This is a genomic window from Kitasatospora paranensis (assembly GCF_039544005.1).
Lineage (GTDB): Bacteria > Actinomycetota > Actinomycetes > Streptomycetales > Streptomycetaceae > Kitasatospora > Kitasatospora paranensis.
Genome location: NZ_BAABKV010000001.1, coordinates 5,770,768 through 5,794,363 on the forward strand (window position 1 = coordinate 5,770,768; position 23,596 = coordinate 5,794,363).

A 23,596-nucleotide genomic window follows, 5' to 3' on the forward strand; every position below is an offset into this window, starting at 1 on the left:
GGACGACGCCGGACGGCGGTGTGACCCGCGACACGACGGGGATGCGTAACACTTGAGGGGCGGCAGCGATGTGTACGGAGCGGAAGCAGCTCCGGAATACCGCCACCATGTCAGAATGCTGTGTTGGTCTGCGGCGCTGCTGCCGTCCTGCAAACCCAGTCCTCGTCCATCGACCCGAGCCGGTCGGAGCCGGTCCCGCACCGCAGAGTGCGTGATCGTATCCTCTCCGATTTTTCGGGCGGCCGGGTCCGGGTTCGAGTCCACTCATCGTCCGAGAGGTTGTTCGTGTCGGCCAGCACATCCCGTTCGCTCCCCCCGAGATCGCCGAGTCCGCAGCACTGCTCGCGCTCATCGAGCGGGGCAAGGCCCAGGGGCAGATCGCCGGTGACGACGTGCGTCAGGCGTTCGAGGCGGACCAGATCCCGGTCACCAAGTGGAAGAACGTCATGCGCAGCCTCAACCAGGTGTTGATTGAGGAAGGAGTGGAGCTCATGGTCAGCGCGGCTGAACCGGCCGGCTCCAAGCGCAAGAGCGTCGCGGCGAAGAGCACGACCAAGCGCACCGCGACGAAGACGGTCACCACTCGGACCCCGTCCGCCCCCACCAAGCCGCCGGTGCGCATCGCACCGGGTGCCCCCGCCCCGGCTCCGGCCGTGGTCGCCGCCGCGGTGACCACCGAGATCTCCGTGGTCGAGACCGCGGTGGTCGAGGTCACCGAGGCCAAGGCCGCCGTGGCCAAGAAGGCCGCCGCCCCCGCCAGGAAGGCGGTGGCCAAGAAGGCCGCCGCCCCCGCGAAGAAGACCGCCGCCAAGAAGACCGCCGGCAAGGCCGGCAAGGGCGACGAGGAGCTCTCCGGCGAGGACGAGCTGCTCGAGGACGCGGCGCTGCCCGCCGACAAGCCCGCCGCCGAGGGTGACACCCCGGAGGAGGAGTCGGACCAGGGCTTCGTCCTCTCCGACGACGACGAGGACGACGCCCCTGCCCAGCAGGTCGCCGTCGCCGGCGCCACCGCCGACCCGGTCAAGGACTACCTGAAGCAGATCGGCAAGGTCCCGCTCCTCAACGCCGAGCAGGAGGTCGAGCTCGCCAAGCGGATCGAGGCCGGCCTGTTCGCCGAGGACAAGCTCTCGGCCGCCGACAAGCTCGCCCCCAAGCTCAAGCGCGAGCTGGAGATCATCGCCGAGGACGGCCGCCGCGCCAAGAACCACCTGCTGGAGGCCAACCTCCGCCTGGTGGTCTCGCTGGCCAAGCGCTACACCGGCCGCGGCATGCTCTTCCTGGACCTCATCCAGGAGGGCAACCTCGGTCTGATCCGTGCGGTCGAGAAGTTCGACTACACCAAGGGCTACAAGTTCTCGACCTACGCGACCTGGTGGATCCGGCAGGCGATCACCCGCGCCATGGCCGACCAGGCCCGCACGATCCGCATCCCGGTGCACATGGTCGAGGTCATCAACAAGCTGGCCCGCGTCCAGCGCCAGATGCTCCAGGACCTGGGCCGCGAGCCCACCCCGGAGGAGCTGGCCAAGGAACTCGACATGACCCCCGAGAAGGTCATCGAGGTCCAGAAGTACGGTCGCGAGCCCATCTCGCTGCACACCCCGCTCGGCGAGGACGGCGACAGCGAGTTCGGTGACCTGATCGAGGACTCCGAGGCGGTCGTCCCGGCCGACGCGGTCTCCTTCACCCTGCTCCAGGAGCAGCTGCACTCCGTCCTCGACACGCTGTCCGAGCGGGAGGCGGGCGTGGTCTCGATGCGCTTCGGTCTGACGGACGGTCAGCCGAAGACGCTGGACGAGATCGGCAAGGTCTACGGCGTGACGCGTGAGCGCATCCGCCAGATCGAGTCGAAGACCATGTCCAAGCTGCGGCACCCGTCGCGTTCCCAGGTGCTGCGCGACTACCTGGACTGACCGGGCCGGATCCGCAGGGATCCGAGCAGCCTTCGCACGAGGGGCCCCGAGCCGTGACCGGCTCGGGGCCCCTCGGCGTCATCCGGGGAGCCGTGCGTCGCCCGTCCGGGTGGCGGCCTGCCGGCTGTCGCCACGTCAAGTGACGGCTCGACTACGCTGTGGCGGTCGTCTGCTGTCGAATGACGCTTGGAGACCTGGTGCTGCCCCTGCTGGACGCCCCTGCTTCCCGGATCCGACCCGATGCGCGCCGTGGCGGCCGCCCCGGCCGACCGGCCCCGGGGCCCCGCCGCCGGCGCCGCGCCCTGGCGCTGGCCCTGCTGGCCGCGCTGCCCGGCCCGCTGATCCTCCTGGGGGCCGGCTCCGCCTCGGCGCAGCGCCGGATCGTCGGTGGCGAGGCGACCTCGACCTCCGAGCATCCCTGGATGGTGGCCCTGGCGAGCCGGCAGCAGTTCGGCAGCGCCCGCTCCGGCCAGTTCTGCGGCGGGGTGCTGGTGACGGCGACCAAGGTGGTGACCGCGGCGCACTGCTTCTACGACGAGCGGACGGGCCACCGCATCGACCGTCCGGGCCTGGAGGCGGTGATCGGCCGGGACGACCTGCGGACGAGGGACGGCAAGGAGATCACCGTCCGCAGCGTCTGGGTGGATCCGGGTTACGACTTCACGCACAACCTGCGGGACGTGGCGGTGCTCACGCTCGCCGAGCCGCAGCCGGGCCGGCCGGTCCTGGGCATGGTCGGCCAGGGTGAGAGCGAGCCGTACGCGGCCGGGACGGCGGCGCAGGTCTACGGCTGGGGCGACACCACCGGCAACGGTGCGTACGCCTCGACCCTGCACCGGGTGACCGTCCCGATCGTCGCGGACGAGACCTGTTCGCGGGCCTATCCGAGCGGCGGGGAGTCGCCGTTCGACGCGCGCTTCATGGTGTGTGCGGGCTCGGAGCAGGGCGGCCGGGACGCCTGCCAGGGGGACAGCGGGGGGCCGCTGCTGGTCGGCGGCCGGCTGGCCGGGCTGGTCTCCTGGGGCACCGGCTGCGCGGAGGCCGACCATCCCGGGGTCTACACCCGGGTGGCCTCGGTCGCCGACGACGTACGCTCCGCACTCTGACCGTCACCGTGCGACGGGCGCACCCGCTGCACTGTGTGCGGGTCAGGTGACCCGGAGTCATGGCAGACCCACGCACGACGCTTCCCGGTGGCCGATGCGGTGTCAGAGCGTATCGACCGGCTCGCGGACGGTGACAGGGGAACGGAGCGGTCGCTCGGAGGACGGCAAAAGGGCCGGGTGGCAGGTCACTGGACCTGCCACCCGGCCCTCGGCCCGTGCCGAGTCGGCTCGTTGCCGGAGCGCCCGGGTCAGCGCTCGTTGTCGTCGGCCGTGGCGGGAGTCGTCCCGAGACGACCCGTCTCGTCCTGTATCTCCACGGCAATCTTCTTGAGCTCCGGCTCGAACTTGCGCCCGTGGTGGGCGCAGAACAGCAGCTCTCCGCCGCTGGCGAGGACGATGCGCAGGTAGGCCTGGGCGCCGCAACGGTCGCAGCGGTCAGCCGCGGTGAGCGGGCTCGCAGGGGTCAGAACAGTAGTCACGTCGCCTCTTCTCTAGCTCGACGAGCTGTCGTACCAGGGTGAACATCCAACCAGGTCGATTTCGTTCCCGCTCGTGGCTTTTCTTCTCGGAGGATTCTGCTGTTGTTGATGAGGACGTGCCCCGGGGCTCGGTGGTTCATGCGTACCGGTTCCGATACCGCAGGGCTTCCCTCGAACGTCCGATCGAAGCGATGTCCGAGGTCCGCGTAGCATAATCCTCTGCTGGGTTGGAGCATAAGCCCCGTCCCCCGCACCGGTAGCCTGCATCGCAGCAGCTCCGCCGCCTGCGCCCGGTGCCACGGTCCGCCAGGAACCGTGGTGGCAGGTGGAGATGGCGCCCCGCCGTCCCGGCATCCGGTGGAGCCCGTGTTCGCGCAGCGCGTACAGGCTGCGAGAGACGCCACACCCGGGGTCTCGCCCAGTGAGAGCGCGCCGAGGGGGTCGGCGGGCCGAGCAGACCAGTCAGAGAACTTCATTGAGGAGTGCAACGCCGCATGAGTGCCGAATCAGTGCCGTCCGCCCTGCTCGCCCAGGACGACGGTTCCAACTACACCGCTCGGCACCTGCTGGTCCTGGAGGGGCTGGAGGCGGTCCGCAAGCGCCCCGGCATGTACATCGGCTCGACGGACAGCCGCGGCCTGATGCACTGCCTGTGGGAGATCATCGACAACTCGGTCGACGAGGCCCTCGGCGGCTTCTGCGACCGGATCGAGGTCCTCCTGCACGAGGACGGCTCGGTCGAGGTCCGTGACAACGGCCGTGGCATCCCGGTCGACGTGGAGCCGAAGACCGGTCTGTCCGGCGTCGAGGTCGTGATGACCAAGCTGCACGCCGGCGGAAAGTTCGGCGGCGGCTCGTACGCCGCCTCCGGCGGCCTGCACGGCGTCGGCGCCTCGGTGGTCAACGCGCTGTCGGCCCGGCTCGATGTCGAGGTCGACCGCAGCGGCCACACCCACGCGATCAGCTTCCGCCGCGGCACCCCGGGCATCTTCACCGAGCTGAGCCCCGACGCGCCCTTCGAGGCGGGGAGCGGCCTGACGAAGAAGGGCAAGGCGCCGCGCGGCCGCACCGGCACCCGGATCCGCTACTGGGCCGACCGGCAGATCTTCCTCAAGGACGCCCGGCTGTCCCTGGAGAGCCTGCACGCGCGGGCCCGGCAGACGGCGTTCCTCGTCCCCGGCCTGACCATCATCGTCCGTGACGAGCGCCTGACGGAGAGTGAGAAGGTCGACGAGACGACCTTCCGCTTCGACGGCGGCATCGCCGAGTTCTGCGAGTTCCTCGCCCCGGACAAGCCGATCTGCGACGTCGTCCGACTGAACGGCGAGGGCACCTTCAAGGAGACCGTGCCCGTCCTGGACGATCTCGGGCACATGACCCCGACCGAGGTCACCCGGCACCTCGACGTGGACATCGCGCTGCGCTGGGGCGCCGGCTACGACACCACGATGCGCTCCTTCGTGAACATCATCGCCACCCCCAAGGGCGGCACCCACGTCACCGGTTTCGAGCGCTCGCTCGCCAAGACCGTGAACGAGGCGCTGCGCGGGGCCAAGCTGCTGCGCGTCGCCGAGGACGACATCACCAAGGACGACGCCCTGGAGGGCCTCACCGCGGTGGTCACCGTCCGGCTCGCCGAGCCTCAGTTCGAGGGCCAGACCAAGGAGGTGCTGGGCACCTCGGCCGCGAACCGGATCGTCTCCGGGGTCGTCGCCAAGGAGCTCAAGGCCTTCCTCACCTCGGCGAAGAAGGACGAGAAGATCCAGGCCCGGGCGGTCATGGAGAAGGTCGTCGCGGCCGCCCGGACGAGGGTCGCGGCCCGCCAGCACAAGGAGGCCCAGCGGCGGAAGACCGCACTGGAGACCTCCTCGCTGCCCGCCAAGCTCGCCGACTGCCGCAGCGACGACGTCGAGCGCAGCGAGCTGTTCATCGTCGAGGGCGACTCGGCGCTGGGCACCGCCAAGCTGGCCCGCAACTCGGAGTTCCAGGCCCTGTTGCCGATCCGCGGCAAGATCCTCAACGTGCAGAAGGCCTCGGTGGCCGACATGCTCAAGAACGCCGAGTGCGCCTCGATCATCCAGGTCATAGGAGCGGGCTCCGGCCGGACGTTCGACATCGACCAGGCCCGATACGGCCGGGTCATCTTCATGGCCGACGCCGACGTCGACGGCTCGCACATCCGCACCCTGCTGCTGACCCTCTTCCAGCGCTACATGCGCCCGATGATCGAGCAGGGCCGGGTGTTCGCCGCGGTGCCGCCGCTGCACCGGATCGAGCTGACCAACCCCAAGCGCGGCCAGGGCAAGTACCACTACACGTACTCGGACGCCGAGCTGCGGCGCACCCTCCTGTCGTTCCAGTCCAAGGGGCTGCGCTGGAAGGAGCCGATCCAGCGCTACAAGGGCCTCGGTGAGATGGACGCCGACCAGCTGGCCGAGACCACGATGGACCCGCGGCACCGGATCCTGCGCCGGATCAACCTCGCCGACCTGGAGGCGGCCGAGCGGACGTTCGACCTGCTGATGGGCAACGACGTCGCCCCGCGCAAGGAGTTCATCGTCGATTCCGCGGCGACGCTGGACCGCTCGCGCATCGACGCCTGACGCCGACGGGCCCGGTACGAGGGGCTCTCCACCCTGGGGTGGAGAGCCCCTCGGCGTCGTTTCGACCCCGGCTCCGAGGCCCGGCGCCCGCCCGGTCCGTAGCGTCGGAGAGGTCAGCAACCCCTCTCCTGCCGGGAGCCCGTGATGTCCGCACTCGCCGACCTCCTCGTCGCCGTCGCCGTGGTCGCGCTGGTGGTGAGCCGCCAGCTGAAGGCCCGCCGGGTCGACACCGAGCGCCGCCTGTGGCTGCTGCCGCTGATCCTCGGCGTGCTGGCGCTGCGCGACCCGAAGCTGCTGGACCCGGGCCACCCGACGGCGGCCGCGCTGCTGCTGGCCGGCTCGCTGGCCACGGTGCTCGCGATGGGCTGCGTCTGGGGATGGACGGTGCGGCTGTGGCGCGAGTCCGACGGCACGGTCTGGGCCAGGGGCACGGCCGCGACGGCGGCGGCCTGGGGCGGCATGCTGGTGCTGCGGCTCGGCTGGTGGGGCCTCGGCTCGGCACTGCACGTCCGGCAGGACACCAGCGCGCTGCTGCTGTCGCTCGGCGTGCTGCTGCTGGCACGCGGCGTGGTGGTGAACCGGCGGGCGGCGCGGCGGTTCGAGCCGGTCGGTGTCTGAGCGGTCCGGAGAGGAGGCCCGGGTGGGCGCGGAGGTCTGGAGCCGCTGGCCGAGCGGGGACGTCCTGTTCCGGGACGGGCTCACCGGGCCCCGGAAGCTGCTCGGCCTCGGCGGCCGGCTGGTCCTGCTGACCGTGGTGGTCTGGAGCACCTTCGCCTCGGACCGCCTCGCCGCCGGGGCGGTCGTCCTGGTGTCGGGCCTGCTGCTCACCGGTGCGGCGCTGCTGGTGGGCTTCTTCCTGGCGGTCCGCGGACGCCGGCTCCCGGCGGCGCTGGGCTGCGCGGCCGGTCTGCTGGCGGTGGCCGTCGGGGCGAGCGCCGTGGACGCCTCCACCCTGGCCGGCACGGTCTGGTGCGTCCTCGCCGTGGCGGCCCTCGTCCGGCTGCCGCTCCTCGGCGGGCTGCCGGTCGCCGCGGCCGCCCTGGCCTCGTACGTTGCCCTGGACGGTGTGTCGACCACGGCCGGGCTGGCGACCGCGGGCGGGATGGTGCTGCTCGGCTCTCTGCTGCGGCTGGACGCCGAGGCCCGCGCCGCCCAGCGGCGGCTGCTGGAACAGGAACGGGCCGCCCGGACGGCCGAGGCGCGGAGCGCGGCCCTCGCCGAGCGGGCCCGGATCGCCCGGGAGATCCACGACGTGCTGGCGCACAGCCTCTCCGCGCAGCTCGTCCACCTGGAGGCGGCCCGGCTGATGCTGGACGGCGGAGCCGAGCGGGACCGGGTCCGCGAGCGGGTGGTGGCGGCCCGGCGGATGGCCCAGGAGGGGCTGGCGGAGACCCGGCAGGCGCTGTCCGCACTGCGGGGCGAGCTGACCCCGGTCGGCGACTTCCTGGTGGAACTGACGGGCCGTGAGGCGGCGCGGCTGGTCGTCGAGGGCAGTCCGCGGCCGGTGCCCGCCGAGCCGGCCCTGGCGGTCCGCCGGGTCGCCCTGGAGGCGGTCACCAACGCCCGCAAGCACGCGCCGGGCGCCGCGGTCACCGTCCGACTGGCCTATCTGGCCGGGGCGGTGGAGCTGGAGGTGCGCAACACCCCCGGGGCGGGGCCGGCGTCCAACCCGCTGGCCGACAGCGGCGCCGGGTACGGTCTGCTGGGGATGCGGGAGCGCGCCGAGCTGCTCGGCGGCGAGCTCGCGGCCGGACCGGAGGACGGAGGATGGCGGGTGCTGTTGCGGGTGCCGACGTGAGCGGGGGCCCCACCACGCGGGTGGTGGTCGCGGACGACCAGACGGTGGTGCGCGAGGGGATCGTGATGCTGCTGGGGCTGCTGCCCGGGATCGAGGTGGTCGGCGCGGCGTCCGACGGCGAGGAGGCCGTCCGGCTGGTCGCCGAACTCGCCCCCGACGTGGTGCTGATGGACCTTCGGATGCCGCGCTGCGACGGAGTCGAGGCCACCCGCCGGATCCGGGCGGACCATGCGGGGACGGAGGTGGTGGTGCTCACCACCTACGCCGACGACGAGTCGCTCTTCCCGGCGCTGCAGGCCGGGGCGCGGGGCTATCTGACCAAGGACGCGGGGGCGGAGGAGATCGCCCGGGCCGTCGCGGACGTGCGGTCCGGCGCGGCCGGGCTCTCCCCGCAGGTGCAGCGACGGCTGCTGGAAAGGCTGTCGGGGCCCGCGCCGGCGGCGCAGCCGGGCCCGGCGGGAACTCCCGGGTCCGCCGGATCAGCCGGGTCGGCCGGGTCGCCCGGGTCGCCGGTCCGTCCGGCCGAGCTGCCGGACGGGCTGACCGTGCGCGAGGCCGAGGTGCTGGCGCTGATCGCCGAGGGGCTCTCCAACGCGGAGATCGCCGAGGCGCTCTTCGTCAGCCCGTCCACGGTGAAGACGCACATCAACAACCTCTTCGCCAAGACCGCCGTCCGGGACCGCGCGCAGGCGGTGGCTTACGCCTTTCGGCAGGGAATCTCACGTCGTTCGTGAGCTGACGGCCGCTCATCAGTTTGGGTGAACGTTCCTGCACCGATTGGCGCATGTGCCGATTGCGGTCCCATCCTGGTCGGGTCAGCGCGCGACCGGAGCGTTCTCCTCCGCGCCCCTTCCGACGCCTGCCCTGTCGCGGCGCGTCCCCGTCAGGAGCATCCGTGGTGCAGCAGGAGAGGTTCGACTGGTGGGCCGGCCGGGTGTCGGGCCGCGCCGCCGTCCGTGCGGCGCGGGTGCCCGCACCCTCCCGGGCGGCACGGTCCGCCGCTGCCGCCGGGCAGGCGGCGCCGGCACCGGCCGTCGTCCGGCCCCGGCCGGTGCCGGCAGCCGGGGCAGCCCCGGCCGACACCGCGGCCGCCGCCACCGCCGCCACCGCCGCCACGGCGGTCGAGGCCGACGCGGCCGCGGTGTACCGCGCCGTGCAGCAGAGCGAGGCCTTCCAGGAGATCCGCCGCGGGTACCGCGGCTTCGTCCTGCCGGCCACCGGCGCCTTCCTCGGCTGGTACCTGCTGTACCTGGTCGCGCAGGCCGCCGCACCGGGGCTGATGGCCCGTCGCACGGTCGGCCCGCTGAACGTGGCCTGGATCCTGGGGCTCGGTCAGTTCGCCTCCACCTTCCTGCTCACCTGGCTGTACGCCCGCAACGCCCGCACCCGCCGCGACCGAGCCGCCCTCGAACTGCGCTGGGACACCCAGGACCAGCTCCGGTGACGGGGCCCGGCGCGTTCGCGCCCGCCCCCGCCCGGCTCGCCGCGGCTGCCCCCTCGGGCGCGCACCACGGGCTGGCCGTCGTCCTGTTCGCGGTCGTCGTCCTGGTCACCCTGACGATCACCCTGTGGGTCGGCCGCCGCGGCCACGGCGCCGAGGACTTCTACGCCGGCGGCCGGGGCTTCAGCCCGCTGCAGAACGGCCTGGCCCTCTCCGGCGACTACCTCTCCGCGGCCTCCTTCCTCGGGGTCACCGGCCTGATCGCGATCTACGGCTACGACGGGATGCTCTACAGCATCGGCTTCCTGGTCGCCTGGCTGGTCGTGCTGATGCTGGTCGCCGAGCTGGTCCGCAACGCCGGCCGCTACACCCTGGCCGACGTGCTGGCCCTGCGGATGCGCCAGCGCCCGGTGCGGGCCGCCGCGGGCACCGCCGGCATGGTGGTCTCGCTGCTCTACCTGATCGCGCAGATGGTCGGCGCCGGCAGCCTGGTCGCCCTCCTGCTCGGCACGGGCAGCGGCCAGGCCAAGGGGTGGACGATCGTCGGGGTCGGCGCCCTGATGATCGTCTACGTGACGGTCGGCGGGATGCGCGCCACCACCTGGATCCAGATCGTCAAGGCCGTGCTGCTGATGGCCGGTTCGGTGCTGCTCACGGTGCTCGTGCTGGCCCGGTTCCACGGGGACGTCGGCGCCCTGATGACCGCCGCCGCCGACCGCAGCGGGGCCGGGCAGGCCTACCTGGAGCCCGGCCTGAAGTACGGCACCGGCCCGACCAGCCGACTGGACTTCGTCAGCCTCGGCCTGGCACTGGTGCTGGGCACCGCGGGGCTGCCGCACATCCTCTCCCGCTTCTACACCGTGCCGACGGCGCGGGCCGCCCGGCGCTCCACGATCTGGGCGATCGGGCTGGTCGGCGGCTTCTACCTGATGGCGGTGGTGCTCGGGCTCGGCGCCGGGGCCCTGGTCGGCGCGCCCGCAGTGAAGGCGGCCAACCCCGCGGGCAACACCGCGGCGCCGCTGCTGGCCCTGGTGCTGGGCGGCGGCGAGGGCTCGACCCGCGGGGTGGTGCTGTTCGCGCTGATCTCCGCGATCGCCTTCGCCACCATCCTCGCGGTGGTGGCCGGGCTCACCCTGGCCTCCTCGGCCGCATTCGCCCACGACCTCTACGCCCGGGCCTGGCGCCGCAGCGACGAGCGGCAGGTGGACGAGCGAGAGGAGGTGGTGGCCGCGCGGCTGTCCGCGGTGGTGATCGGTGCGCTGGCGATCGTGCTGAGCCTGTTCGCCCAGCGGTTGAACGTGGCCTTCCTGGTGGGTCTGGCCTTCGCGGTGGCCGCCTCGGCCAACCTGCCGACCCTGCTGTACAGCCTGTTCTGGCGCCGTTTCACCACCCGCGGTGCGGTCTGGGCGGTGTACGGCGGCCTGGTGCCCGCGGTGCTGCTGGTGGTGTTCTCGCCCGTGGTGTCCGGGTCGCCCGCGGCGCTGCTGCCGGGCGTGGACTTCCACTGGTTCCCGCTGGAGAACCCGGGCCTGGTCTCGATCCCGCTGGGCTTCCTCGCGGGCTGGGTGGGCACGGTGACCTCCCGGGAGCCGGCCGATCCGGACCGCTACGCCGAGCTGGAGGTCCGCTCGCTCACCGGCGCCGGCGCCGTGTAGGGCTTGCCGGACAAGCCCGTGCACGCGCCGGATCCGGTGAGCCGCCGTCAGAACGTGCAGCTGGTGGCGTGCAGCTCCGGGTGGTCGGCCGGGCCGCCGGTGGCGCAGACCATGGTGCGGTAGTCGGTCCGCACCGCCGGGGTGGTGACGGTGGCCGTGCCGCTGGTGACGAGGGTCGAGCTGGCCACGGTCTGCCAGGGACTGCCCCAGGCCTTCTGGATCCGGACCTCCACCCGCAGCAGGACGGGCTGGGCCCGGTCGGCCGCGTCGATCCGGGCGCCGCCGACGATCCCCTCGCCGCCGGGCTGTTGCCAGACGCACGGGCGGCTGATCGAGGCGGGGCAGGCCTGGCGGGGCGCGGCCACCGCCGTCCCCCGGTCAGGGCGATGGTCGTTACTGCTGCGGCCGTCAGGCCTGCGATACGGAAAAGCATGGCACTGTTCTCCTTTGAATCAGAGCCTCGGTTGGCGTGCATCGCCGACTATGTCATGTCCGTGACAGAATGGCCACCGTGTGTGCCCGACAGGTGACGGAACCTCAGACATCCGGCAGGCCAAGGACGATCGACGCGACGGGGCGTGGATCGGGGAGAGTGGTGCCGGGGAGCTCCACGTGTCGCGGCGGGCCGCGGCGCTCGCCGCTCAGCGCGCGGCGAGCACGTACCGGTGTTCGGGGCGGCCGGTGTCGCCGTACCGCAGGGAGAGCCGCAGCCGGCTGTCCCGGGCCAGCTGCTTGAGGTAGCGCTGTGCGGTCGAGCGCGACAGGCCGGTCTCCTCCGCGACCTCCTGGGCGGAGAGCGCCCGCCCGGCCCGGCGCAGCGCGCCCAGCACCAGGTCGGTGGTGGGTGCGCTGTGCCCTTGGGCAGGGTGGCGGTCGGGGAGGACGCGGTGCGCAGGGTGGCGAACATCCGGTCCACCTCGTCCTGGCAGGCCTCGCGGGCGGCCGGTCCGGCCAGGGCGTGGCGCAGCTCGGCGTAGGCGGTGAGCTTGGCGCGCAGCCCGCCGAAGCTGAAGGGCTTCACCAGGTACTGCAGGGCGCCGTGCTGCATGGCCGCGTGGACGGTGGAGACGTCGCGGGCGGCGGTGACCATCATCACGTCGCAGGCGATCCCGGCATCGCGCAGCCGTCGGACGAGGGCGAGCCCGCTCTCGTCCGGCAGGTGGTGGTCGAGCAGCACGAGGTCCACCGGGGCGCGTTCCAGCAGCGCGAGGGCCTCACCGGCGCTGTGCGCGGTGCCGGTGACGCGGAAGCCGGGGATCTTCGCCACGTAGGCGGCGTGCACGTCGGCGACCCGGAAGTCGTCGTCGACCACGAGGACGTCGATCATGCGTTCTCCAGAATGAGCAGGGCCTCGGGCAGTTCCACGGTGAAGCGGGCGCCGCCGAGCGGGCCGTCGCCGACCGCGAGCCGGCCGCCGGAGCGTTCGACCAGTCGACGGACCATCGCCAGACCCAGCCCGCGCGGCCGGTGGGCCGGTGCCGTCTTGCTGGTCCAGCCCTCCTCGAAGATCAGTTCGCGCAGCTCCGTCGGCACGCCGGGGCCGCTGTCCGCGACCTCCACCAGCAGGGTCGTCCCGACCGGGCGCAGCCGGACTTCGACGGTGCCGCCGGCCAGCGCGTCCAGGGCGTTGTCGACCAGGTTGCCGACCACGGTGACCAGCGCGCGGGCGTCCACGGCGGCGTCCGGCAGGTGGCTGTCGCCGGTGACGGCCAGTCGGATGCCGCGCTCGGCGGCGACCGCGGCCTTGCCCGCCAGCAGGGCGGCCACGTGCGGGTCCTGGACCTGCTCGCCGATCCGGGCGGCGACCGCGGCGTGCGAACCGGACTGCTCGGAGATGAAGGCGGCCGCCTGGTCGTGCCGGCCGAGTTCGAGCAGGCCGAGCAGGGTGTGCATCCGGTTGGCGTGCTCGTGGTCCTGGGCGCGCAGCGCCTCGGTGAGGCTGCGGGTGTTGTCGAGCTCGCGGACGAGGGACTCCAGTTCGGTGCGGTCGCGCAGGGTGGTGACGGCGCCCCCGTCGGCGGTGGTCATCCGGTTGACCATCAGGACGCGGTCGTCGCGGACGGCCGGCAGGTCCGGGCCGGCGATCCGGCCGGTCAGCACGTCGGCCAGCCGGCCGGGCGGCAGGACGTCGTCGACCGTCCGCCCCGTGCACTCCTCCGGCAGGGCGAGCAGCCGCAGCGCCTCGTCGTTGGCGAGCCTGATCCTCCCGGCGGCGTCCAGGGCGACCATGCCCTCGCGGATGCTGTGCAGCATCGCCTCCCGTTCCACCAGGAGCGCGGAGATGTCGGCGACCGCGATGTTGTGGGTGCGGCGCTTGAGCCGACGGGCCAGCAGCAGGGTGGCGGCGAGCCCGGCGGCCAGTCCGGCGCCCGCGCAGAGCAGGATCCCCCGGCCATGGAGAGCAGGCGGCGGCGGATGGAGTCGTCGCTGAGGCCGACCGACACCTCGCCGACGATCCGGCCGTCGGCGAGCCTCAGCGGCACCTTGCCGCGTGCGGTGCGCCCGAGGGTGCCGTCCTGGATCGCGGTGACGCTCTCGCCGTGCAGGGCCGGCCCGGGGTCGGTGGAGACCCGCAGGCCGATCCGGCTGGGATCGGTGTGGGAGAGCCGGATGCCGTCGGTGTCGGTGATCACCACGAACTCGGCGTGGGTGGCGCGCCGGATCTGTTCGGCGTTGTGCTGGACGGTCCGCGAGTCGCGGGCGGCGGCGGCCCGGGCGATGCCGTCGTCGCTCGCGGTGGCCTGGGCGATGGACAGCGCGCGCTGCATCGCGTCGCGGTCCAGTTCGCGGCTGACCGGGGCGAGGAACAGCCCGGCGGTCACGGCGGTGACGCCGATCGTCACCACGGTCTGGCTGAGCAGCAGCTGCGCGAAGACCCGGCGCGGCCAGCGAGGTCGCCTCATGGCGGATCTCCTTCCTGCTCAGGGCGTCGGGGGTGGAGGGTCACCCTATGTTTCCTGCGTGTTTCTGTCAGCCCGCCCCCGGCTGTTGTAGCGGAAGCAAAAGGAGCAGAAAACCCCTCTACGCGGCAAAGCCGCGTTACGCCCGCAAGGCTCCCGCGGCTGCCGCGGCCCCTCGTAGCGTCCCGGACCACAGCACCGCGCCGGCACCGCCGCCGGCCGAGGAGGTAGGTGGTTCACGTGAGCCCGCACAAGGCCGGCGCCGTCCCGGCGATCGAGTTGACCGGAGCGACCAAACGCTTCCGGACGCCCTCCGGCACCCTGCACACCGCCGTCCGGGACCTCGACCTGACCGTCGCCCCCGGCGAGTTCGTCGCCGTGGTCGGGCCGACCGGCTGCGGCAAGTCGACCACGCTGACACTGGTCAGCGGCCTGGAGGAGCCCACCGAGGGCGAGGTGCGGGTGCACGGCGAGAACGTCGAGGGCATCAACGAGCACGTCGGCTTCGTCTTCCAGCAGGACGCCGTCTTCCCGTGGCGCACCGTGCTGTCGAACGTGATGGCCGGCCCGCGCTTCCGCGGCGTACCGACCGACCAGGCCCGTGAGAAGGCCCGCGACTGGCTGGCCCGGGTGGGCCTGTCCGCCTTCGAGGACCGCTACCCGCACCAGCTGTCCGGCGGTATGCGCAAGCGCGTCGCGCTGGCCCAGACCTTCGTCAACGACCCGAAGATCCTGCTGATGGACGAGCCGTTCTCGGCCCTCGACGTGCAGACCCGGGCGCTGATGTCTGACCAGCTGCTGGAGCTGTGGGCCGGGACGGGTTCCTCGGTCGTGTTCGTCACCCACGACCTGGACGAGGCCATCGCGCTGGCCGACCGGGTCGTGGTGATGACCGCCGGACCGGCCACCGTCAAGGAGGTCTTCACCGTCGACCTGCCGCGCCCGCGCACCGTGGAGGCCGTCCGCCTGGAGCCGCGCTTCGTCGAGCTGTACCGCGAGATCTGGGCCTCGCTCGGCGAAGAGGTCCGCATCACCCGTGAGAGAGGAGCGGGTCGTGCCGCTTGAGACCGCCGTCGCCACCGCCCCCGTCACCACCCGCACCGAGGTCCGCGAACGAGCGGCCCGCAACCGGAGGTTCGGTGTGTACGGCGCCCGCGCCGGGGTGCTGGCCGCGTTCCTGGGCCTGTGGGAGGTGTGCGCCCGCACCGGGGTGATCGACCCGTTCAACTTCTCCCAGCCGTCGAAGATCTGGGCGCAGATCTGGCAGTGGATCGCCCACGGCACCGCGCAGGGCTCGCTCGGCGAGCAGGTCGGCTACACCCTGTACGAGGCGCTCACCGGCTGGGTGATCGGCGTGACGGGCGGTGTGCTGCTGGGCATCGCGCTCGGCCGGATCCGCTTCCTGGCCGACGTGTTCGGCCCGTACATCAAGATCCTCAATGCCGTTCCGCGCATCGTGCTGGCGCCGATCTTCCTGATCTGGTTCGGGCTCGGGCCGGCCTCCAAGATCGCCTCGGCCGTGGTGCTGGTGTTCTTCCCGGTGTTCTTCAACGCCTTCCAGGGTGCCCGCGAGGTCGACCGCAACCTGGTCGCCAACGCCCGGATCCTGGGCGCCGACAACCGCCGGGTCACCCTGCAGGTGGTCATCCCCGCCGCCACCACGTGGATCTTCACCAGCCTGCACGTCAGCTTCGGCTTCGCGCTCATCGGCGCCATCGTCGGCGAGTACATCGGCGCCACCAAGGGCCTCGGCCTGATGGTCGCCGCCGCCCAGGGCACCTTCAACGCGGCCGGTGTGTACGCCGCGATGACCATCCTCGCCGTGGTCGCCCTGCTCACCGAGGGCCTGCTCACCTTCGCCGAGAAGCGGCTCTTCCGCTGGAAGCCGGCCGACACCGGCGACGGCCGCTGACCTCCCCCGTCGCGACCCCCGCACGCCCCACCGCGCACTCCACCCCCACTCCCGCTCGCCCCAGAGAGGTTCCCCCACCATGCGCAGAACCGCCGCAGCCGCCATCGCCGCCGTGCTGCTCCTGCCGCTGGCCGCCTGTGCCAACGACGCCGCCTCCACCTCGCACACCGGCGCGGCCCCGGCGGGCCCGACCGTCTCCGGCCCCAAAGTGAAGATCATGGTCGGCGGCCTGGACAAGGTCATCTACATGCCGGCCATGCTCACCCAGCGGCTCGGCTTCTTCGCCGAGGCCGGGGTCAACGTCGAGCTGCTGAGCGAGCCGGCCGGCGTCAACGCCACCACCGCACTGCTCGCCGGCGACGTCCAGGGCGCGGTCGGCTTCTACGACCACACCATCGACCTCCAGGCCAAGGGCAAGAGCGTCGAGTCGGTGGTCCAGTTCTCGCAGGCCCCCGGCGAGGTCGAGGTGGTCTCCGCCAAGCAGGCCGCCGCGATCAAGGGCGGCGCCGACTTCAAGGGCCGCAAGCTGGGCGTCACCAGCATCGGCTCCTCCACCGACTTCCTCACCAAGTACCTGGCCGTCAAGAACGGCGTGAACGTCAGCGAGTTCAGCCCGATCGCGGTCGGCGCCGGCCAGACCTTCATCGCCGCCATGCAGCAGGGCTCGATCGACGCCGGCATGACCACCGACCCGACGGTGGCGAACATCGTCGCCAAGAACATCGGCTCGGTGCTGTACGACATGCGGACCCCGGAGGGTTCCAAGGCCGCGCTCGGCGGCCTCTACCCCTCGTCCTCGCTCTACATGAACACCGCCTGGGTGAACGGCAACAAGGACACCGTCCAGAAGCTCGCCAACGCCTTCGTGAAGACGCTCAAGTGGATGGGCAGCCACACGCCGGAGGAGATCGCGGCGAAGATGCCCGCCGACTACGCGCAGGGCGGTGCCGAGCAGTACGCGGCGGCGATCAAGGCCACCCTGCCGATGTTCACCACCGACGGCGTGATGCCCGCCGACGGCCCGAAGACGGTGCTGGCGGTGCTCGGCGCCTTCCACCCGGACGTCAAGGGCAAGGAGTCGACCATCGACCTGTCGAAGACCTACACCACCGAGTTCGTCACCAAGGCGGCCGGCTGACCCTCCCAAACCCTGTGACGGCCCCCCGGCCTCCCGGACAGCGGGCGGGGGCCGTCACAGCCGTTCCACCGGGCCCGCGGTCATCCGCGACGGCGTACCCGCGGCCTTGCCGCAACTCTCCGGCCGCGGCGGCAGGCTGACACCCTCGGTGACCGGCACCAGCCAGCGCCGGCCGTCCGTGTGCCGGACCTCCACCGCCCAGCCGCCCCCGTCGGCCCGCTCCGCTTCGACGGTCAGCGCGTCGGCCGCCGTCTCGCCGGTCGCCAGCCGCACCGCGTGCTCCGCGGCCTGGCCCGGCCGCTGCCAGCAGGAACGGCCCCGGGAGAACTCCGGCACGGTGTGCCCGGCCGCCGTCGACGCCAGCACCTCCTTGGCGCTCGCCCCGGACAGCCGGCCGTACGCGTAGCCGTACGGCAGCACCAGCATCGTCGGGGAGAAGCGGTGGCCGCCGAGGTGCGTGACCTCCCAGACCTCGCCGTGCCCGGCCGCGGCGAGCTCGGCGGCCAGCGGCCGGCCCAGCAGGGCGCAGCAGCGGTCCCGGCGCCCGTTGGTGCACACCAGGGCCACCGGGCCGCCGGTGTGCTCGGTGCCCAGGCCCCCGTGCTCGCCCGCGCCGAGGGCGGCGAGGTCGAGGGCGAGCAGCTCCGCCGGATCGGTCACCGCGGTGCGCCGCACCCAGGACCGGCCCGGTGCGGTGTGCGCGACGATCACCTCGTGCGGCGCCGCCTGCGCGTCGGCGTGCCGGCCGGGGCTGCGGATCAGTGCCACCCGCACGCCCGTGCCGGCCGCCGCGGTCTCCAGGGCCCGGCCGACCGCGGTGTCCAGATGGCTCTCCACCAGCGCCTTCGCACCCCACGGACCGGATTGCTCGACGAGCAGCCAGGTCGCCGCCGTCGCCGCGGTCGCGGCCAGCGGTTCGGTCAGTTCACGCGACAGCGTGGTGCAGGTGCTCACCCAGGTGAGCCTACCCTCGCCCGGTCGGCCACGGCTCGGTCGACCGCAGCCCCGGTCGGCCACGGCCCGTCGACCCCGGCCCGGACGCGCCCGACGGGGCCCGGCGGGCGGAGCGGGCCGTCACGGGGGCCGCTCCGGCCCCGTGCGACGGCCCGCACCCGCCGTCAGGCGCGGCTGCCGACCGCGGCCACCTGTCCCGTCACCGGAGTGCCGGAGCCGTCCCGCCGCGGGTCGCGCTCGGGCAGCTCCACCGGCGAGCCGTTCGCCGCCGAGGCCAGCGCCGGCACCGCGCCGGCCCAGGCGAACGCCAGGGCGTCCTCCCCGCGCAGGAACCGCTGGCAGCGCACACCGCCGGTGGCCCGGCCCTTGCGCGGGTACTGCTCGAACGGCGTCACCTTCCACGTGGTGTGCTCCGCACCGGCCAGCGTCCCCGACGCCGACGCGACCGACAGCACCACCGCGTCCACCGCCGGATCCACCGCCGTGAACGACAGCACCCGCGCGCCCTCCGACAGCTTGATGCCCGCCATGCCGCCCGCCGGGCGGCCCTGCGGCCGCACCTGGCCCGCCGGATAGCGCAGCAGCTGCGCGTCGGACGCGATGAAGACCATGTCCTCGTCGCCGGTGGCCAGCTCGACCGCGCCGACCACCTCGTCACCCTCCTTGAGGGCGATCACCTCGAACTCGTCCTTGTTGGCCGGCCACTCCGGCACGACCCGCTTCACCACGCCCTGCAGGGTGCCCAGCGCCAGCCCGGGCGAGGACTCGTCCAGGGTGGTCAGCGCCAGGGCCCGCTCGCCGGCCTCCAGCCGGAGGAACTCCGACACCGCGGCGCCGCCCGCCAGCGACACCGCGCCGCCCGCCGGCAGCTGCGGCAGGTCGATCACCGGCAGCCGCAGCACCCGGCCCGCCGACGTCACCAGGCCCACGTCCGCCCGGGCCGTCGCCGTCACCGCCGACGCCACCGCATCGTGCCTGGCCCGCTGCTCCGAACCCTCCGACGGCTCCCCGTCGGTCGTCCGCGCCAGCAGCCCCGTCGAGGACAGCAGCACCCGGCACGGGTCGTCCGCGACCTCCAGCGGCACCGTCAGCGCCGCACTCGGCACCGCGCCCGCCGCCAGCAGCACCGTCCGCCGCGGCGTGCCGAACTGCTTCGCCACCGCGCCCAGCTCGGTCGAGACCACGTTGCGCAGCCGGGTGTCGGACTCCAGGATCTCGGTGAGCTCCGCGATCTCCCCGGTGAGCTTCTGCTGCTCGTCCTCCAGCTCCACCCGGTCGAACCGGGTGAGCCGCCGCAGCGGGGTGTCCAGGATGTACGCCGTCTGGATCTCCGACAGCGAGAAGCGCTCCATCAGCCGCTCCTTGGCCTGCGCCGCGTTGTCGCTGGAGCGGATCAGCGCGATGACCTCGTCGATGTCGACCAGCGCCACCAGCAGGCCCTCGACCAGGTGCAGCCGCTCCTGGCGCTTGCGGCGCCGGAACTCGCTGCGCCGCCGGACCACCTCGAAGCGGTGGTCGACGTAGACCTCCAGCAGCTCCTTCAGACCCAGCGTCAGCGGCTGGCCGTCCACCAGCGCCACGTTGTTGATGCCGAAGGTCTCCTCCATCGGCGTCAGCTTGAACAGCTGCTCCAGCAGCGCCTCCGGCACGAAGCCGTTCTTGACCTCGATCACCAGCCGCAGGCCGTGCTCGCGGTCCGTCAGGTCCTTGACGTCCGCGATGCCCTGGAGCTTCTTCGCGTTGACCAGGTCCTTGATCTTCGCGATCACCTTCTCCGGGCCGACGCTGTACGGCAGCTCGGTGACCACGATGCCCTTGCGGCGGGCCGTCACGTTCTCGATCGCCGTGGTGGCACGGATCTTGAACGTGCCGCGGCCCGACTCGTACGCGTCGCGGATGCCGGACAGCCCCACGATCCGGCCGCCGGTCGGCAGGTCGGGGCCGGGCACGAACCGCATCAGGGTGTCCAGGTCCGCGGTCGGGTGCTTGATCAGGTGCCGGGCCGCCGCCACCACCTCGGCCAGGTTGTGCGGCGGCATGTTCGTCGCCATGCCGACCGCGATCCCGGACGCGCCGTTGACCAGCAGGTTCGGGAACGCCGCCGGCAGGACGCCCGGCTCCTGCTCGCTGCCGTCGTAGTTCGGCCCGAAGTCCACGGTGTCCTCGTGGATCGACTCCACCATCGACATCGAGGCCGCCGTCAGCCGCGACTCCGTGTACCGCATCGCGGCCGGCGGGTCGTCGTTGCCGAGCGAGCCGAAGTTGCCGTGACCGTCGATCAGCGGCAGGCGCATCGAGAACGGCTGCGCCATCCGGACGACCGAGTCGTAGATCGACGCGTCGCCGTGCGGGTGCAGCCGGCCCATCACCTCGCCCACCAGGCGGGCGCACTTCACATGGCCGCGCTCGGGCCGCAGGCCCATCTCGTTGGCCTGGTACAGGATCCGGCGGTGCACGGGCTTCAGCCCGTCCCGCGCGTCGGGCAGCGCACGGGAGTAGATCACCGAGTACGCGTACTCCAAGAACGAACCCTGCATCTCGTCCACGACATCGACGTCGAGGATCCGCTCCTCGAAGTCACCGGGCGGCGGGGTGGGCGAACTGCGGCGGGCCATCGCGGCGGGGCTCCCTTGCGTCTGTCGGGCTGATTCGATCTCTGGGACAACCGATTCGTACCGTACGCGGGCACGGCGCCCCCCATTGTGGACCCTCCCGCGGACAGCCCCGCCCACCCCCGCCGCTTCCGCCCCTGGCGAACGCCTGCCGGGCGCGGACACAACACGGCCTTCCACGCGTTGCACCACAATGGGGCACACGGTCGGTGACCACCACCCGCGTGCCCCGACCCGCCGTCGACCAGGGAAGGACCCACCGCGCATGGCCCATCCGGCCCCCGCCTCCTCACGAGGCCTCGCCATCACCGAACACCGCCTGGCCAACGGCCTGCGCGTGGTGCTCTCCGAGGACCACCTCACCCCGGTCACCGCCGTGTGCCTCTGGTACGACGTGGGTTCGCGCCACGAGGTCAAGGGCCGCACCGGCCTCGCCCACCTCTTCGAGCACCTGATGTTCCAGGGCTCCGCCAACGTCTCCAACAACGGGCACTTCGAGCTCGTCCAGGGCGCCGGCGGCTCGCTCAACGGCACCACCAGCTTCGAACGCACCAACTACTTCGAGACCATGCCCGCCCACCAGCTGGAGCTCGCGCTCTGGCTGGAGGCCGACCGGATGGGCTCGCTGCTGCACGCCCTCGACGACGCCTCGATGGAGAACCAGCGCGACGTCGTCAAGAACGAGCGCCGCCAGCGCTACGACAACGTCCCGTACGGCACCGCCTTCGAGAAGCTCACCGCGCTGTCCTTCCCGGACGGCCACCCCTACCACCACACGCCGATCGGCTCCATGGCCGACCTGGACGCGGCCACGCTGGAGGACGCCCGCGCGTTCTTCCGCACCTACTACGCGCCCAACAACGCGGTGCTCTCCATCGTCGGCGACCTCGACCCCGAGCAGACCCTCGCCTGGGTCGAGAAGTACTTCGGCACCATCCCCGCCCACGACGGCAAGCAGCCCCCGCGGGACGGCACCCTGCCCGACACCATCGGCCGCGAGCTGCGCGAACTCGTCGAGGAGGACGTCCCCTCCCGCGCCCTGATGGCCGCCTACCGCCTCCCGCACGACGGCACCCGCGAGGCCGACGCCGCCGACCTCGCCCTGACCATCCTCGGCTCGGGCGAGTCCAGCCGCCTCTACAACCGCCTCGTGCGCCGCGACCGCACGGCCGTCACCGCCGGCTTCGGCCTGCTGCGCCTGGCCGGCGCGCCCTCGCTCGGCTGGCTCGACGTCAAGACCTCCGGCGACGCCACCATCGGCAGCGTCGAGGCCGCCGTCGACGAGGAGCTCGCCCGCTTCGCCGCCGACGGGCCCACCCCGGAGGAGCTGGAGCGCGCGCAGGCCCAGATCGAGCGCGAATGGCTCGACCGGCTCGTCACCGTCGCCGGCCGCGCCGACGAACTCTGCCGCTTCGCCGTCCTGTTCGGCGACCCCGGGCTGGTCAACTCCGCCCTGTCCAAGGTCCTCGACATCACCGCCGAGGAGGTCCGCGCCGTCGCCGCCGCCCGGCTGCGCCCCGACAACCGGGCCGTGCTCGTCTACGAGCCGACCACCTCCGACGACGACGACCAGACCGCCGACGACCGGACCGCCGACGAGCCCGAGGAGGAGACGGCCGCATGAGCACCGAATCCGCCATGACCTTCCACCCGCAGCCGACCGCCGGCCCCGCCACCCCGTGGGCGTTCCCCGCGCCGGAGCGGCTCACCCTGGGCAACGGCATGACCGTCCTGCACTGCCACCGCCCGGGCCAGCAGCTGGTCGCCGTCGACCTCGTCGTCGACGCCCCGCTCGCCGCCGAACCGGCCGGCCTCGACGGCGTCGCGAACATCCTCGCCCGCGCCCTCAACGAGGGCACCGCGACGCTCACCGCCGAGGAGTACGCCGCCGAGCTGGAGCGGGCCGGCGCCACCCTGGACGCCCACGCCGACCACCCCGCCGTCCGGGTCTCCCTCGAAGTCCCGGCCTCGCGGCTGGAGCGCGGCCTCACCCTGCTCGCCGAGGCGCTCCGCGCCCCCGCCCTCCCCGAGGACGAGATCGAGCGCCTGGTCGCCAACCGCCTGGACGAGATCACCCACGAGCAGGCCAACCCCGCCCGGCGCGCCGCCAAGGCCCTGTACGCCACGCTGTTCGACTCCGCGGACCGCCTCTCGCGCCCGCGCAGCGGCTCCACCGACACCGTCCGCGCGATCGACCGGGCCGCCGTGAAGGCCTTCTACGACGCCCACCTGCGGCCGGCCACCACCACCGCCGTGGTCGTCGGCGACCTCACCGGCACCGACCTCACGGCCCTGCTGGAGAGCACCCTCGGCACCTGGACGGGCACCCCCGCCGAGGCGTCCGTGCACGCGCCCGTGAGCGCCGACGACAAGGCCCGCGTGGTCATCGTCGACCGGCCCGGCTCCGTCCAGACCCAGCTCCTCATCGGCCGGGTCGGCCCGGACCGCCACGACCCGACCTGGGCCGCCCAGCTGCTCGGCACCTACTGCCTCGGCGGCACCCTCACCTCCCGCCTGGACCGCGTGCTGCGCGAGGAGAAGGGCTACACCTACGGCGTCCGGGCCTTCGCCCAGCCGCTGCGCTCCGCCGCCGACGGCTCCGGCCGGGCCCTGCTGGCGATCAGCGGCTCGGTCGACACCGCCTCCACCGGCCCGGCCCTGGCCGACACCTGGACGATCCTGCGCACGCTGGCCGCCGAGGGCCTCACCGACGCCGAGCGCGAGGAGGCGGTGCAGTTCCTGGTCGGCGTCGCCCCGCTCAGGTACGAGACCGCCGGTTCGGTCGCCGGCACCCTCGCCGACCAGGTCGAGCAGGACCTGCCCGACGACTACCAGGCCGAGGTGTACCGCCGGCTCGCCGAGCTCGGCACCGAGGCCGCCACCGAGGCGGTCGTCGCGGCGTTCCCGCCGGAGCGCCTCGTCACGGTGCTGGTCGGCGACGCGGCGGCGATCGCCGACGACGTCCGCGAGCTGGGCATCGGCGAGGTCACCGTCATCGCCAACTGACCCGGCACGGCAGCGGCCCGGCGGAGCGTCAGCTCCACCGGGCCGCTCGTCGTTATTGCGTTGCGGCGCCGGTCACGGC

16 protein-coding genes and 3 pseudogenes are annotated in these 23,596 nt (G+C 73.0%); 13 read left to right on the top strand and 6 right to left on the bottom strand.

The genetic code is table 11. The features are described from left to right. The first annotated feature begins 285 nt into the window (after positions 1-285). Positions 286-1,913: pseudogene (locus ABEB13_RS27520) on the top strand (RNA polymerase sigma factor). Between the two features lie 179 nt (positions 1,914-2,092). Next, positions 2,093-3,019, top strand: coding sequence for a S1 family peptidase (locus tag ABEB13_RS27525; protein WP_345707597.1), 927 nt, complete (start codon positions 2,093-2,095; stop codon positions 3,017-3,019). Between the two features lie 248 nt (positions 3,020-3,267). On the opposite strand, the gene ABEB13_RS27530 is transcribed toward ABEB13_RS27525, so the two are convergent. Beyond that, a complete protein-coding gene (locus tag ABEB13_RS27530; RefSeq protein ID WP_100888280.1) occupies positions 3,268-3,498 on the bottom strand; it encodes a DUF7455 domain-containing protein in 231 nt (76 codons plus the stop codon). Between the two features lie 494 nt (positions 3,499-3,992). Here ABEB13_RS27530 and ABEB13_RS27535 point away from each other — a divergent pair, with 494 nt between their 5' ends. From ABEB13_RS27535 to ABEB13_RS27560, 6 genes are all read left to right on the top strand, one after another. Then, positions 3,993-6,101 carry a DNA gyrase/topoisomerase IV subunit B gene (locus tag ABEB13_RS27535; protein ID WP_345707598.1) on the top strand — a complete coding sequence of 703 codons (2,109 nt, stop codon included), beginning with the start codon at positions 3,993-3,995 and terminating at the stop codon, positions 6,099-6,101. A gap of 144 nt (positions 6,102-6,245) precedes the next feature. Next, complete coding sequence (locus tag ABEB13_RS27540; protein ID WP_345707599.1) at positions 6,246-6,719, top strand: DUF1453 domain-containing protein; 474 nt, start codon at positions 6,246-6,248, stop codon at positions 6,717-6,719. A gap of 22 nt (positions 6,720-6,741) precedes the next feature. Then, positions 6,742-7,899: a sensor histidine kinase gene (locus ABEB13_RS27545; protein WP_345707600.1), complete on the top strand. Its 1,158-nt coding sequence runs from the start codon at positions 6,742-6,744 to the stop codon at positions 7,897-7,899. Continuing rightward, a complete protein-coding gene (locus ABEB13_RS27550) occupies positions 7,869-8,633 on the top strand; it encodes a response regulator (protein WP_345707601.1) in 765 nt (254 codons plus the stop codon). Before ABEB13_RS27545 ends, ABEB13_RS27550 begins: the two co-directional genes overlap by 31 nt. Before the next feature lie 161 nt (positions 8,634-8,794). Further along, on the top strand, positions 8,795-9,343 hold the full coding sequence (locus tag ABEB13_RS27555; RefSeq protein WP_345707602.1) for a DUF485 domain-containing protein: 549 nt from the start codon (positions 8,795-8,797) through the stop codon (positions 9,341-9,343). Continuing rightward, positions 9,340-10,995 (top strand): solute symporter family protein, encoded by a 1,656-nt coding sequence (locus tag ABEB13_RS27560; protein WP_345707603.1) that lies wholly within the window; start codon positions 9,340-9,342, stop codon positions 10,993-10,995. Before ABEB13_RS27555 ends, ABEB13_RS27560 begins: the two co-directional genes overlap by 4 nt. Positions 10,996-11,042: 47 nt before the next feature. Here ABEB13_RS27560 and ABEB13_RS27565 read toward each other — a convergent pair whose 3' ends face one another. From ABEB13_RS27565 to ABEB13_RS27575, 3 genes and pseudogenes are all read right to left on the bottom strand, one after another. Then, positions 11,043-11,360 (bottom strand): hypothetical protein, encoded by a 318-nt coding sequence (locus ABEB13_RS27565; protein WP_345707604.1) that lies wholly within the window; start codon positions 11,358-11,360, stop codon positions 11,043-11,045. Positions 11,361-11,636: 276 nt separating this feature from the next. Continuing rightward, a pseudogene (locus tag ABEB13_RS27570) lies at positions 11,637-12,322 on the bottom strand (response regulator). After that, positions 12,319-13,898: pseudogene (locus tag ABEB13_RS27575) on the bottom strand (sensor histidine kinase). The pseudogenes ABEB13_RS27570 and ABEB13_RS27575 overlap by 4 nt, the downstream one beginning before the upstream one ends. A 237-nt stretch (positions 13,899-14,135) precedes the next feature. On the opposite strand from ABEB13_RS27575, the gene ABEB13_RS27580 reads away from it, so the two are divergent. The 3 genes from ABEB13_RS27580 to ABEB13_RS27590 all read left to right on the top strand — a co-directional run bounded on the left by ABEB13_RS27580 (position 14,136) and on the right by ABEB13_RS27590 (position 16,945). After that, positions 14,136-14,960, top strand: a complete 825-nt coding sequence (locus ABEB13_RS27580; RefSeq protein WP_345707605.1) for an ABC transporter ATP-binding protein — start codon at positions 14,136-14,138, stop codon at positions 14,958-14,960. Next, positions 14,950-15,807 (top strand): ABC transporter permease, encoded by an 858-nt coding sequence (locus ABEB13_RS27585; RefSeq protein WP_345707606.1) that lies wholly within the window; start codon positions 14,950-14,952, stop codon positions 15,805-15,807. Before ABEB13_RS27580 ends, ABEB13_RS27585 begins: the two co-directional genes overlap by 11 nt. A 79-nt stretch (positions 15,808-15,886) precedes the next feature. Then, positions 15,887-16,945, top strand: a complete 1,059-nt coding sequence (locus ABEB13_RS27590) for an ABC transporter substrate-binding protein (RefSeq protein ID WP_345707607.1) — start codon at positions 15,887-15,889, stop codon at positions 16,943-16,945. A 54-nt stretch (positions 16,946-16,999) separates the two neighbouring features. Here the strand turns inward: ABEB13_RS27590 and ABEB13_RS27595 are convergent, their stop codons facing one another. Beyond that, positions 17,000-17,899, bottom strand: a complete 900-nt coding sequence (locus ABEB13_RS27595; protein WP_345707608.1) for a ferredoxin family protein — start codon at positions 17,897-17,899, stop codon at positions 17,000-17,002. A gap of 164 nt (positions 17,900-18,063) precedes the next feature. Then, the gene (locus ABEB13_RS27600; RefSeq protein ID WP_345707609.1) at positions 18,064-20,514 is read right to left on the bottom strand and encodes a DNA gyrase/topoisomerase IV subunit A; all 2,451 of its coding nucleotides are present in this window, start codon (positions 20,512-20,514) and stop codon (positions 18,064-18,066) included. A gap of 262 nt (positions 20,515-20,776) precedes the next feature. Between ABEB13_RS27600 and ABEB13_RS27605 the strand changes: the two genes are divergently transcribed. Next, positions 20,777-22,135 carry a M16 family metallopeptidase gene (locus tag ABEB13_RS27605; protein ID WP_345707610.1) on the top strand — a complete coding sequence of 453 codons (1,359 nt, stop codon included), beginning with the start codon at positions 20,777-20,779 and terminating at the stop codon, positions 22,133-22,135. Positions 22,136-22,149: 14 nt separating this feature from the next. After that, positions 22,150-23,517, top strand: coding sequence for a M16 family metallopeptidase (locus ABEB13_RS27610; RefSeq protein WP_345709841.1), 1,368 nt, complete (start codon positions 22,150-22,152; stop codon positions 23,515-23,517). Positions 23,518-23,596: the final 79 nt, after the last annotated feature.